Annotated in this window: 8 protein-coding genes; 7 read left to right on the forward strand and 1 reads right to left on the reverse strand. The window is 64.0% G+C overall.

From position 1 onward, the window contains the following. Window positions 1-12: 12 nt before the first annotated feature. The 7 genes from tssF to HV753_RS13800 are packed head-to-tail and all read left to right on the forward strand — an operon-like array spanning window position 13 to window position 12,725. Window positions 13-1,851: a type VI secretion system baseplate subunit TssF gene (gene tssF, locus HV753_RS13770; protein WP_175175042.1), complete on the forward strand. Its 1,839-nt coding sequence runs from the start codon at window positions 13-15 to the stop codon at window positions 1,849-1,851. Beyond that, window positions 1,815-2,912: a type VI secretion system baseplate subunit TssG gene (gene tssG, locus HV753_RS13775; protein ID WP_175175043.1), complete on the forward strand. Its 1,098-nt coding sequence runs from the start codon at window positions 1,815-1,817 to the stop codon at window positions 2,910-2,912. Before tssF ends, tssG begins: the two co-directional genes overlap by 37 nt. Before the next feature lie 19 nt (window positions 2,913-2,931). After that, window positions 2,932-5,628, forward strand: a complete 2,697-nt coding sequence (gene tssH, locus HV753_RS13780) for a type VI secretion system ATPase TssH (RefSeq protein WP_175175044.1) — start codon at window positions 2,932-2,934, stop codon at window positions 5,626-5,628. Window positions 5,629-5,644: 16 nt separating this feature from the next. Next, window positions 5,645-8,329: a type VI secretion system Vgr family protein gene (locus HV753_RS13785; protein ID WP_175175045.1), complete on the forward strand. Its 2,685-nt coding sequence runs from the start codon at window positions 5,645-5,647 to the stop codon at window positions 8,327-8,329. A 7-nt stretch (window positions 8,330-8,336) separates the two neighbouring features. Next, a complete protein-coding gene (locus HV753_RS13790; protein WP_175175046.1) occupies window positions 8,337-9,179 on the forward strand; it encodes a DUF4123 domain-containing protein in 843 nt (280 codons plus the stop codon). After that, window positions 9,172-11,796, forward strand: a complete 2,625-nt coding sequence (locus HV753_RS13795) for a T6SS effector BTH_I2691 family protein (protein ID WP_175175047.1) — start codon at window positions 9,172-9,174, stop codon at window positions 11,794-11,796. Before HV753_RS13790 ends, HV753_RS13795 begins: the two co-directional genes overlap by 8 nt. Further along, window positions 11,796-12,725: a DUF6708 domain-containing protein gene (locus HV753_RS13800; RefSeq protein ID WP_175175048.1), complete on the forward strand. Its 930-nt coding sequence runs from the start codon at window positions 11,796-11,798 to the stop codon at window positions 12,723-12,725. The genes HV753_RS13795 and HV753_RS13800 overlap by 1 nt, the downstream gene beginning before the upstream one ends. Here HV753_RS13800 and HV753_RS13805 read toward each other — a convergent pair. Then, entirely contained in the window at window positions 12,722-13,549 is an 828-nt protein-coding gene (locus HV753_RS13805; protein WP_175175049.1) for an alpha/beta hydrolase, read from the reverse strand. The two genes, HV753_RS13800 and HV753_RS13805, sit on opposite strands and share 4 nt — an antisense overlap. Between the last annotated feature and the right edge of the window lie 16 nt (window positions 13,550-13,565).

Genomic DNA, 13,565 nt, shown 5'->3' on the forward strand with positions numbered 1-13,565 from the left:
AGGAAGGGAACGATGGAAGAACTGCTGCCCTATTACGAACGCGAGCTGGGATTCCTGCGCGGTTCATCACGCGATTTCGCACAACGCTATCCGAAGATCGCGGCGCGTCTCGGCTTGTCTGGGGAAACCTGCGAAGACCCGCATGTCGAGCGGATGATCGAATCGTTCGCCCTGCTGGGCGCGCGGATCAACAAGAAGCTGGACGACGACTATCCGGAATTCACGGAAGCCTTGTTCGAGGTGATGTACCCGCACTATCTGCGCCCGTTTCCATCGTGTTCGGTGGCGCAGTTCGATACCGGCGGCGTCGCGGCGCAATTGACGGCGCCGGTACGGATGCCGCGCGGAACCGAACTGAAATCGCACCCCATGCGGGGCGTGTCCTGCCGTTTTCGCACGGCCTATGACGTGACGCTGGCGCCCGTGGCCATCCGCCACGCCAGCTTTGCATCCACCGCCAATGCGCCGTCGTCGACGTCTCTGCCACCGGGCGTGACAGGGCGAATGTCGCTGACGCTGGCTTGCCTGGCCGAGACCCAGAATTTCTCCAACCTGGCCATCGATACCCTGCGGGTCTATCTGCACGGGGAACCGTCGTTTGTCGCCGCGTTGCGGGATTGCCTGTTCCTGCGCACCGCGGCCGCCTATGTGGAAACCCAGCCTGGCCGCTGGAATCGCCTGGACGCCGTGCCGCTTGCACAGGTCGGGCTGGCGGAAGAGGACGCACTGATCGACTTTCCCGCCAGTTCGCATCCGGCGTATCGCTTGCTGGCCGAGTACTTCGTATTCTCCGAAAAATTCAATTTCGTGGACATCGACCTGGCGGCGCTGCGGCGCGCAGTGGGGACGGCGCGCGAATTCACCTTGCATCTGCCCGTCAAGGGCCTGCGTGCCGATTCCAATACGGCTCGCCTGCTGGAGTCGGCGTCGGCCGATCATTTCCGACTGGGCTGCACGCCGGTCGTCAACCTGTTCGCACAACGCGCGGACCCCATTCGCGTGACGCACGCCGCCGCGTCCTACCCGGTGGTGGCGGATGCGCGGCGTGCCTATGGCTACGAGGTTTATTCGATCGACCGCGTGCGGCAGGTCCGGCAGAACGCGCAAGGCGATTCGGTGGTGGAGTTCCGTCCGTTCTATTCCCTGCATCATGGTGAAACGCCTGATCGCGCGAGCCACTATTGGACGGCGCGACGCGATGCGATGGTGGCGGAGCGCAGCCCCGGCTACGAGATGGAGATGTCCATCGTCGACATCGACTTCGATCCGTCCGTGCCGCAGACCGAAACCCTGAGCCTGGAACTGACGTGCACCAATCGGGACTTGCCCGCGCATCTGGCGGTGGGTCAGCCAGGAGGTGACCTGTTCCTGGAAGGCGGTTCCGTCGCGCGTGAGATCCGCTTGTTGCGCCGGCCCACCCATACCCACCGTTTTCAGCAGGGCCGGGCCGCGCATTGGCGCTTGATTTCGCATCTGGCGCTGAACCACTTGTCGCTCGTGCAAAGCGGATTGCCCGCCTTGAAGGAAACGTTGCGGCTGTACGACCTGTCGCATGCGGCCGTGGCCGCTCGTCAGATCGAAGGGCTGGTGGGATTGGACTACAAACCTGCCACGCATTGGATGCCAGGCGAACCGTTCGCGACCTTCGTCCGAGGTATCGAGATCCGGCTGACGATCAACGAAGATAACTTCGTGGGTACCAGCCTGCATGCCTTTGTGGCGGTGATCAACCGCTTCTTTGGACTGTACGTGCACGCCAACAGCTTCGTGCAGCTGGTTGTGTTGTCGCGCCGCGGCGCGGAAGAAATCCTACGGTGTCCTCCATGCAACGGCGACGCGATCCTAGCGTAATCGAATCGCTGCTGGCCGAGCCGCATCGATTCAAATTCTTCCAGGCCGTTCGGGTGCTGGAGCTTTGGTTTGCACGGCAGGAAGGGACCCGCGCCAAGCAAGCCGTGCCGGCCCACCTGCGCTTCCTGAATTCATCGTCACTTGGCTTTCCGGCTAGCGAAATTGCGGCCCTGACGGCCTATGACAAGAATGGCCAACCATTGGACGATGCCGAATCACGACTGGCCGCGTTGGCTGCCGGCCAACTGGGGCGAGTGGAAATCGAGCCCGCATTCTTCGGCCTGCTGGGCGCGCAGGGCGCGTTGCCACTGCACTACTCCGAAATTCTGAGCCATCGTGAAAGCGCCAAACGCGATCGCGGCGCGCGTGCCTTCTTCGATATCTTCTCGAACCGCGCGGCAGCGCTGTTTTACGAGGCATGGAAGAAGTACCGCATGCCGATGCGCCACGAGACCGAGCAAGACCACCACTATCTGCCGCTGCTGCTGGCGCTGGGCGGCATCGGCCACCCAGCGCTGCGGGACCGCCTGCATGAGGGCGACGGGCAGGTTTTTGATGAATCGCTTGCGCACTATGCGGCCGCGGCGAGGCAACGACCGGTGTCCGCCGCATTTCTACAACGGGTTCTGTGCGATTACTTCCGGGTGGACATGCGCGTCGAACAGTTTGTGGGGCGCTGGTATCACGTGCCTCCCGAACATCGCACGCAGCTGGGCATGCCGGGCGCGGTGCTGGGCGTGTCCGCGATGGCAGGCGACCGCATCTGGCAGCGCGACCTGCGCATCCGCCTGTGGATCGGCCCCTTGTCGCGCGAGGCGTTCACGGAATTCCTGCCCGGCGGCGCGCGTGCGCAGGCATTGGAGAAGCTGCTGACCATGTTTGGCGGCATGAGCTTCGAGTACGAAGTGCGGCTGGTGATGGCCCAGGCGGACGTCGCGGGCAGCGTGCTGGGCGACGCGGGCGATAGCGGCACACGACTGGGTTGGAATTCCTTTCTTTGCACGGCACCCGCCGCCGCCGACCGCGACGACGCCAGCTACGAATTGCACACCATTCATTAAGAACAATACGAACGAGACCATGGCCACACCGCTGAAAACCCTGATCACGAAGCTGAACCAGACCTGCCGCCAAGCCGCGGAACGCGCTGCCAGCCTGTGCATGGCGCAGGGGCACTATGAAGTGGACCTTGAACACCTGTTCCTGGCGTTGCTGGAGCGGCCCGCCAGCGATTTCAGCATCGTGGCGCGGCGCAGCGGTATTCAGGCGTCGGTGCTGGAAGCCGATTTGAATGCGGAGATTCGCGGCTTCAAGAATGGCAACACCCGCACACCGGTGTTTTCGCCGCATCTGCCGCGTTTGTTTGAACATGCTTGGCTGATTGCGTCGCTGGATACACAAACCACGCGCATCCGTTCAGGGCATTTGTTGTTGGCACTCTTGACGGAGCCGGACCTGGCGGCGTTGGCGCGTCGCGGTTCGCACCTGTTCGAGTCGTTCCGGCTGGATGCGTTGAAGCATGAGTTTGCAGAGGTCACGGCGGGTTCGGAAGAGGCGGGCCAATCCGTGGCTCTTGGCGATGATGCCGGCGCAACGGCAAGACAAGACCCGGCGGCGCCTGCCGCCGGACTGTCCCAGACGCCAGCGCTGGATCAATACACCGCTGACCTGACGGCGCGTGCGCGCGAAGGCAAGATTGATCCGGTGATCGGGCGCGATGCTGAAATCCGCCAGATGATCGACATTCTGACGCGCCGCCGCCAAAACAATCCCATCCTGACCGGCGAGGCCGGCGTGGGCAAGACGGCCGTAGTCGAAGGGCTGGCGTTACGGATCGTGGCGGGTGATGTGCCCCCGGCGCTGGCCGGCGTGGCGTTGCGCACGCTGGACCTGGGCTTGCTGCAAGCCGGGGCCAGTGTGAAGGGCGAGTTTGAGAACCGTCTGAAGCATGTGATCGACGAGGTCAAGCAAAGCCCCACGCCCGTCATCCTGTTTATCGACGAAGCGCACACCATGATTGGCGCGGGCGGGCAGGCAGGCCAGAATGATGCGGCCAACCTGCTGAAGCCGGCGTTGGCGCGCGGCGAACTGCGCACCATTGCCGCCACGACCTGGAGTGAATACAAGAAGTACTTCGAGAAAGATGCGGCGCTGGCGCGGCGGTTCCAGGTGGTCAAGGTGGAAGAACCGAGCGAAACGTTGGCCGCCAGCATGCTGCGCGGCATGGCTCCGCTGATGGAAGAGCACTTTGGGGTGCGCGTCCTGGACGAGGCAATCGTGGCGGCGGCGCGTTTGTCGCACCGCTACATCAGTGGTCGGCAACTGCCCGACAAGGCGGTCAGCGTGCTGGATACGGCATGCGCCAGAGTGGCGCTGGGTCGTAGCGCCACGCCTGCCCTGATCGATGACGCGCGGCATCGCTTGGCCAGGCTGGACACCGAGCGCGCGGCATTGCGCCGCGAAGCCGCGGCAGGCGCGGCGGGTCCCTCCGCACGCCTGCGTGAGCTGGATGAGGAAATGACGGCCGTGCGCGGTGATTTGACCGAAGCCGAATCGCGGCTGGCGCAGGAAAGCGAACTGGTGCGCCAGATTCACGCGCTGCGTGAAGAACTGGAATCCGCTGGGGACGCGGTGCCGCCCGAAGCGCCGACCAAGCGCCGCTCGGGCAAGGGGGGCGAACCGTCGCCAGGGCAGACGCAACTGGCGGCGCTGCAACAGCAGTTGCGCACGCTGCAAGGCGACGCTCCGTTGGTGCCGGCCTTTGTCGACGCACAGGTCATTGCCGAGATTGTGTCGGCCTGGACTGGCATTCCGCTGGGCCGCATGGTCAACGACGAAATCCGTACGGTGCTGGAGCTGCAACCGCTGCTGGCCGAGCGCGTGATTGGGCAGGACCATGCGCTGCACGCCATCGCCCAGCGCGTGCGAACCGCGCGCGCGGGCCTGGAAGATCCGAACAAGCCCAAGGGCGTGTTCTTGTTCGTGGGGCCGTCGGGCGTGGGGAAAACCGAAACCGCGCTGGCCGTGGCGGACGTGCTGTACGGCGGCGAGCGCAAGCTGGTCACCATCAACATGAGCGAATACCAGGAAGCGCATAGCGTGTCGGGTCTGAAAGGATCACCGCCGGGCTACGTGGGATATGGGGAAGGCGGGGTGCTGACCGAGGCCGTGCGCAGGCAGCCCTATAGCGTGGTACTGCTGGACGAAATCGAGAAGGCCCACCCGGATGTGCTGGAGCTGTTCTTCCAGGTATTCGACAAGGGCGTGATGGACGATGCCGAAGGCCGCGAGATCGATTTCCGCAACACGCTCATCATTCTGACGTCCAACGTGGGCTCGCCCACCATCATGCAGGCCTGCCTGAACAAGAGCGCGCAAGAACGACCGGACGCCGAGGCCCTGCAAGCCTTGTTGGCCCCGCAGTTGTACAAGGCCTTCAAGCCCGCGTTCCTGGGCCGCATGAAGACGGTTCCCTACTATCCGGTGGACGACGACGCACTGGTCCGCATCATCGGCCTGAAGCTGGGCCGCATCGCGGCGCGCGTGCAGGCCAATCACCGCGCCGTGTTCGACTGGGACGACGCTTTGGTCGAGGCGGTTCTGGCTCGCTGCACAGAGGTTGATACCGGTGCGCGCAACGTCGACCACATTCTCAATGGCACGCTGTTGCCGCAGATCGCCGAACAAGTCCTGGGCCGCATGGCGCAGGGCGAGGCCATTGCGCGCATTCGCGTGACGGCGGCCAAGAACGGCGATTTCCGATATCGCTTGTCCTGAATCTGGAATACCGACCATGCCTCCCGATTCCACATCGCTTTCCCGCTTGCCCGCCGCGGGCGTCGATCAGGCCAACCGGCTGCTTGACCTGAGCACGCCGCTAGGCACGAACAAGCTGGTGGCTGAAACCCTGACAGGCGCCGAAAGCTTGTCGGGCGGAGGCTTTCGCCTGGATCTGACGGCGTTGTCCGATGACGCCCACATTCCGCTGAAGGCGCTGCTGGGACAACCGGTGACCTTGCGCCTGCAAACGGCGCTAAGCCGCGATCAACCGCGTCTGTGGCACGGCCATGTGACCCAGGCTACGTATCAGGGCGCCAATGGCGGCATGGCCAGATACGGTTTGACGGTGGAGCCCTGGCTGGCCTTCCTGCGCCAACGGCACGATAGCTTTGCCTATCAGGACCGGACGGTGTTCGATATCGTCGAGAGCATCTTTGCGGACTACAAGGCCAGCGGCGTGCTGGCCCCGTTGTGGCGTTGGGATCTGCGGGATCGCGCCAGCTACGCCAAGCGCAGTCTGACCATCCAGTATCGCGAGACCGATTACGCATTCGTGGACCGCTTGCTGGCCGAGGAGGGCTTGTTCTACTGGTTCGAGCACGAGGCCGACGGCCACACCCTGGTCATCGCCGATCACAACGGCGCGTTCAAGCCCGGTCCTCAAGCCAGCGTGCGCTTTGCGCGCGCGGATGTCACCGAAACCGAAGACTCCATCCAAGCATGGAGCCAGCGGCAGCGCTGGCAGACCAATGCCGTGCGGCTGGCCAGCTGGGATTATCGCGGCGCGCAGGCGCGTCCGGTTTCCGCGCAGGCCGCCGCCGGCAAGCTGGCCAATGACCGGGATCTGGTCCACAACGACTATCCCGGCCAGTATGCCTATGAAGACAGCGCTCAGGGCGAACGCCTGGCGCACAATGCGCTGGCCGCATTGCGGGTGCGCCAGGACTGCGTGGAAGGCGCAGGCACCGTGCGCACACTGGCGCCGGGGCAGCGTTTTGAATTGACCGGCCATTATCAGCAAGATGGGCAGCCTGCCTACGTCGTGATCGCGATGACGCATCAGGCGCGCAACAACCTGGATGCGGACCTGGGCCGCGCCGTCAGCGAGGCCGAGGACACGGCCGACGAAGACTTCTACCGCAACCGCTTCACCTGCATTGGCATCAACACTGAATTCCGTGCGGCGACGGTCGACGGCCATGGTGCGCGCCTGCATCCGAAGCCCACGGTGTTCGGTGCGCAGACGGCCCTGGTGGTGGGAGCGGAAGCCCCGGTGCTGACAGACCGTGACCACCGCATCAAAGTGCAGTTTCATTGGCAGCGCGGCAAGGCCTCCAGCAGCCGGCTGGCGCATCCGTCGGGTGACGAGAACGCGCCCGCCAAGGACGAACTGGGCACCTGGGTTCGAGTGGCGGAGCCGGTGGCGGGCGGTGACTGGGGCGGCCATTTCGTGCCACGGGTCGGGCAGGAAGTGCTGGTGGAATTCCTGCATGGCGACATCGACCGCCCCGTCGTGGTGGGAGCGCTGTACAACGGCGAAGGCGCCGAAGACGCGCCGCACAACCAGGTGCAGGCAGGCGGCGCCAACGCGACTGGCAATGCGCCAGCCTGGTTCGCGGGCGGGCAGGCGGGACACGCGCACAACGTGGTGATGTCGGGGTTCAAGACGCAGGCGCTGGCAGACAGCGGTTCCGGCTCGGGGGGCTACAACCAGCTGGTGCAGGACGATACGCCGGGCCAGTCCCGGCTGACGGCGTCCACCACGCAGGCCGATAGCCGTCTGAACCTGGGCCATATCAAGCAGCAGCGCGACAACGAGCGCTTGGAAGACCTGGGCCATGGCGCGGAACTGTCCACCCAGGAAGCGGTGGCGGTGCGCGGAGGTTCGGGCCTGTTGATCAGCGCCGACCTGCGCGAGAACGCCGACGGCGCGATGCTGGACAGCGCTGAAGCCGCCAAACAGATCAAGCGCGCCATGGAGGCCGCCACGCAACTGGCCGGCACCGCCGTCAGACAGAAGGCCATTCTGGAGGGCGACCCGGAGACGCTGCCCGCGCAAGAGGCATTGACCCACATTCTTGACGTGGTGGAATCCACGCAGGACGACGTGAACACGGCGGGAGCCAAAGTGGCGGCCTACCGTGAACCGCATATCCAGGTCAGCGCACCCAGCGGCATTGGCCAGTACACGCCGGGCGACGCCTTCCTGGTGGCGGGCAAGACTTTCGCGCAAGTCGCGCCGGATGTGAACTGGGCCAGCAGCGCCAACCTGGCGGTAGGCGTGGCTGCGGGTGCCGTGCTGTACACGATGGGGCAGGCGGCGTCTGGCGGCCGTCCGGTCAAGGATCCGGGCCTGCGGCTACATGCGGCGGGCGGCAAGCTACGGTTGCATAGCCAGGACGCCAAGATGACGCTGACGGGCGAGAAGGCCGTGACGATTGCGTCGGCAGACGCCAGCGTGACCGTTCAAGCCGCCAAGCGCGTGCTGGCCACGGCAGGCGGGGCCTATCTGCGCGTCGAAGGCGGCAATATCCAACTGCATGCGCCGGGCAAGGTGGAACTGAAAGCGGGCGTGCATAACTGGATTGGGCCGCAGACCAGCAACGCGAAGCTGGCGTTCAATGACGGATCGCCGCTTTGTGAGGCCCGGGTGCGTGGTGCGGCCCAGCAGGGCGGCGCCGTGGTGCCGTTGGGTTAGGGGCGCCATGCTGGATTATCAAACCCTGAAGGCATTTCACCTGGGATTGATCCAGGATGCCCAGACGCCAGAGGTACCGGACTTCCTGGAGCCCGAGCCCATCGTGCCGGCGGCGCTGGCCGAGATGCCCGCCCTGATGCCTCGCCTGGTGGATCTATCGCGGCTGGATAGGCAGCAGATCGTGGCAGCGCTGGGCGGTTTGAACCAACAGGTGCAGGAAGGCCAGGACCCGTGGTTGGCGGTGCTGTTGCGATCCGACAGGCCGGCAGAGACGGTGGCAAGGCATCTGCGGTCCCGGCTGGTGATCGAGCTTGCGGACGTGGGGGCGTGCTTCTTCCGCTTTTTCGATCCGCGTGTGCTGGTGCAATTGCCGTGGATGCTGACGCCGGCCCAGTTGGCCTGGCTGTTTGGCCCGGTGCGGGCGTTTCATGTGTGCCTGCATCAAACCTGGCGCACGATCGAGCTTCCGGCGACGCAAGCGTCTTTGCATCTGGCGCTGACGCCAGAGCAGTCATTCACGCTGACCCACGTGCAGCCGATGAATGAAGTGCTGGCCGACGTGGATGGGCTGGACATCGACGAACGTGTCCGCTTGGGCCGCACGGTCATCGGTCATTTCCGCACCGCCCGGGAACTGGGCCTGCGGACGCAGCCCGACCGCAAGGCGTTTGCGCGCCACGCCCTGGCGGTTCATCCCGATTTTCACCGCCACGATCAAGTGCAGGCTTGTTTGCTTGCGATGGACGATCAAGACGACCATCCCTATGTTGCCGCCACCCAGGCGCTGGACGACGAGGATTGGTTGCAGATTCAAACCGATATGAGCCGAACTGGAGAGCTGCATGGCTGATGACCCCAAGAATTGCGGCAAAAAACGGTCTTCGTTGAACTGCGAGGAAGACTGCCCGTTCCATCGCGTTGGCTTGCCCATCATGCCGTTGCGCTATGCGGTGCTGCCGAACAACGACATGTTCGCGCCGCTGACGGGCGACTTCGAGGGAATAGAACTGGTCGACAAGCCGCTGGGGCAGGGGGCGCGCTACGGGGTACGCCTGTTGCGGACGGGCTACCTCTACGTGTACGACGAAGCGCGCCGAGAGCTGAAGGGGTACTACGTCAATGAGAACGCCACGCTGTACAACTTCGATCTGGATAAACCGGTCGAGGCTTGCGACCGCGCCTTCACCTGCACCATGGACCATGAGGCGAGGGCGTCGCTGCTGACCATTCCCAATGCACGCCGCGCCACGTTCGTCTGGCTGGCGTTTTCGGACGTGCAATGGACCAAGGATGTCTGCAAGGCGCACAAGGGAAAGTCAGGCGCAGCATTGCGCGAGCGGCACATGTTCAAGTTCGATGTGCAGGCGTGGCTGAACAGCAAGCAGCATCCGAACGCCAAGCGGATCAACACGCTGAAAGACACCGTGGCGGACTATGTGGTGGAGCGCAAGCGGGATCTGAGCCATAGCGAAAAGAACCAGCTTACGGGATGGAGCACCGTCAACTACATGGACGTCAAGGGGTGGATGGGCGGCATGATCGAAGAGGCCGCCGAGGCGTTTTCGCCCGGCAACGGTCTGATGCTGGCGCTTCCCGACGGAACCGGTGTGTTGCAGGACCTGGCGCGTCTGATGCGCCACCGCTTTGACGAATTCGTGTCGAACCGCAGTGATATTCGCCAGTTGACCGTATCCAAGTCCATCGAGTCGCTGCGCGAGATCGTGATGCAGTCCGCTGAAACACGATTTCTCAACCGGCGCGCGACCGATGCGACCAACCAATCCGTCTACGGTACGACCACGCCGAACATGATGGGGACCGGCGGCGGTGGCGCCGCGCTTGGCCAGCAATTGGCTGACTTGTTGATCGATGGGCATCGCGAGCAGCGCGAGGCAGAGGCGGATCGTTACCGATATCCCACGGAGCAGGAGCGCTGGACGGTCAAGTGGGAAGAATGGAAGGACTATCTGGATGCCTACGACGAAAAGGCGCGGGCCGATTGGCAAAAGGAATTTGATGGCCGATTGGGCAAGTTTGACCAAGAGGTCATCGTGCCCATGGCCAAGGCGCACGTGGCATGGATGACCTGCGATCACACGGTCTCGTCGTTCCGCTGCAATTACGACGTCAAGAACGTGGACAGCGGCGAGGTCTTCCAGACTGTTTTCTCATTGTGCATCGACGGCACCCAGGACAAGCGAGCCTGCTTCGACCTGTATACGCAGTGGTTGCAGGGGGCCCCGGTGGACACCGGCAACCTGCTGCTGCGCGCCATGGTCCACAACCAGGATCTGGTTGCGGAGAAGGTCGTGGAGGCGCATGACGCGATCGTCGATTGGAAGGCGGTTCCGTGGGGCAATCTGCACGAAACCTACAAGACCGCGTTGCAATCGCTAGGCAAGGGGCGTCTGGACAAGACGGCCCGGCTGATGGAGCAACTGATGGGGCCGATCGTGGGCTTGCTGCGTCTGGGCGTGGATCATCAGATGGCGCGAAAGATCGCGCTGCTGCTGGGGATCGTGACGGAGAAGCCCGTGGTGATCGTTGACGTCGTCGGCAGTAAAAAGGCGTTCCGCGCCGCGCTGATCCGCGAGGTCCTGCGTCAGCATGGTTCACAGGTGAACGTACGGCAAATGGAGCGCGCCGTCTCGGACGAATTGCGTCGCCTGGAGGTCAAAGGCGAACGCTTGGATGGCACTGACAAGAAGCAGTGGTTCATGGTGGTGGACCGCGAGGCGGCTTCCAGTGTGCCGACGGATCTGCGAGGAAATGAACAGGCGCGGCGCCTGGCCCAGTCCACCATGACGATCGAAGAATACGAAGCCAGGGAAATGTCCCGCTGGCGGACGGCGATCAATACCGATGTGCGGGTGGGAGCGGTCAGTTGCCTGTTCCAGGCCGTGACGCTGTACAAGCTATGGAGCGACCTGGACACGGCGATGCTGCATGAGCGCAAGGACGCCAGCTGGAAGTTCGTGGTGGGCATTGCAGGCGCGGGCGGTTCGTTCGCGGAAGTCCTGGGCGTCGCGCTGAAGGCGCAGGGCGCGGCAGGCATGCGGCTGGGGGCGGGCATCGGCCTGGAGTCCACCGGCGCGTTGCTGGCGCGGTGGGGAGGGCGGGTTGGCGTCGTGACGGGCGTCATCATGGCCATCTTCGATTTCAAGAGTGGCGCGCAGCAGATCACGGTCGAGCGCAATGGCCTGATGGGCGGCCTGTACATCGCATCAGGCATCTTCAGCCTGGTGCTGATCGCCGCGTTCGCGATGTCTTCCACGATCGTCGGCATCGTTTTCGCGGTGGCCTTGATCATCGTGGCCATTCTGATCGAGTACTTCAAGGACGATAAGATCAAGGAATGGCTCAAGCGTTGCCTGTGGGGCAAGTTCCAGGGCCAGTCTGGCACGGACTATTACTATGGCCTGCAAGACGAAATGAACAATCTGCGCTTGGCCCTGGGAGGGGATTGATGGATTTCACGGGATTGGTGCCGAAGTTTCAGAACAACCGTCCGTTGACGGATGCTGAGCGTCAGCACCGCTTGTCGCAAAAAAAGCGTCTTGATGTGCCGTTGCTTGCCCAGTTGTGCGTGGTCAAGATGGACTCGCAGCGCTTGGTCTCGGTGGACCGCTGGTATGGATGGCGCGGCTTCGTGGCGCTGATGGGCGCCATTCCCATTGGCTTTGCGGTCTGGGGCGTCGTTTATTTTTCGTGGCTGCTGATCGGGGGCGGCCTTCCCGACGAGAACGGCCTCTGGGAAGCCGTCTATGCCTGCATCGCCATGTTCGTCGCGTTAGGCGCGTTTGGCGCATGGCTGGCCTGCAAGGAAATGTTCCGCTGGACCTACTACCCCATCATGCTGGACCGCAAGCATCGGCAAGTACATGTGTTCCGTCTGGATGGCACGGTGCTGTCAGCCCCCTGGGACAAGATCTACTTCACATTGGGCCACGGCAAAGGGCTGTTCGGCTCGTTCAATTGGGACATCCGCGGGCTGATCCTGGATGACGATGGCCAGACGGTTCGCGAGACTTTCGCCTTCTGCATTGCCACGAGCCGGGTCGAGAACGCCTATTCGCATTGGGAGTTCCTGCGCCGCTACATGGAGGAAGGGCCGCAAGCGGTGATCCAGGAGGTCAAGTTCTGCATGCCGGTCGACGGCCGGCGCGAGACCTTCGCGTTCAGCAAGGAACGGGTCTTCGCCAACGACGCGCAAAGCCCGGGTCTGATGTACATCACCATGATTCCGTTCAACTACCTGCACACCCTGATGCGGTGGATGGTGATGCGGACCAGCAAGATTCCGGCCTTTCCGGCCGCGATCGAGGCGTCGCTGAAACCGGATCCGAGCGACATGTACGTGCGCGATGCGTCGATCAACCCCGAGGACTTGCGCTAACGCGCCAGCCTGGCATCGATGAATGCGCTGATCGCGCGCGTTTCATCGTTGTCGGCGCCCACGTCCGCATTGATCTGCGCGTGGTTGCGGGCGACGCCCAGCAGTTCGGCCATGCCGCCCTGCGCCGCCAATTGGTCGGCATAGCCCTGCGACCGGCGGCAAGGGTCTGGGCGCAGCGTTGAGCACACGAACAAGGCGGGTGGCTGCCTGCCGCGTAGCTGCGCGGCGGGCGACGCCGCCGCCCATTGCGCCGGGTCGGCGCCGAACGCATCGTCATAGAATGCGGCGTGAGGGCGGGGCATGACGTCCAGCAGGTCGAAGCCGGCGCCGTCCAGGATGATGCTGACGCGCCAGAGTTGTGCGCCGGTACGTTGGCGCATCGAGGCATCCGCGGCCAACAGCGCCAGCAGGTGGCCGCCCGATGAATGGCCCATGACGACGAGGCGGTCGGGGTCGGCATTCCACGCCCCGGCCTGTCGGCCGACCCAGGCCAGGGCGCGGCCCAGGTCCTCGGCCTGCGCTTCGGGTCTTGCTTGCGGCAGCAAGCGCGTGTTGACCGACACGACCACAAAGCCCTGCGGCAGCCAGTGGGCCAGCTTGTTCTGGACGACTTCCGGCGCGGCCTTGTCGCCGTTTTTCCATGACCCGCCGTGGACGATGACCAGAACGGGAGCGGGCGCTGGGGTGAGGGTGGCGGGCAGGTAGACGTCGGCGATCTGGGCGGCGTCCGGCCCGTAGCGCTGGTCCATCAGCGGAGCGGCGGACGCCGCCCCATGCAGCGCGGCGGTCAGAAGCAGGGCAGGCAGCAGGCGAGGGGCGCGCATGGACGTCCGGAGGTAA

Origin of the sequence: Achromobacter pestifer, from assembly GCF_902859625.1 — a bacterium.
GTDB lineage: Bacteria > Pseudomonadota > Gammaproteobacteria > Burkholderiales > Burkholderiaceae_B > Achromobacter > Achromobacter pestifer.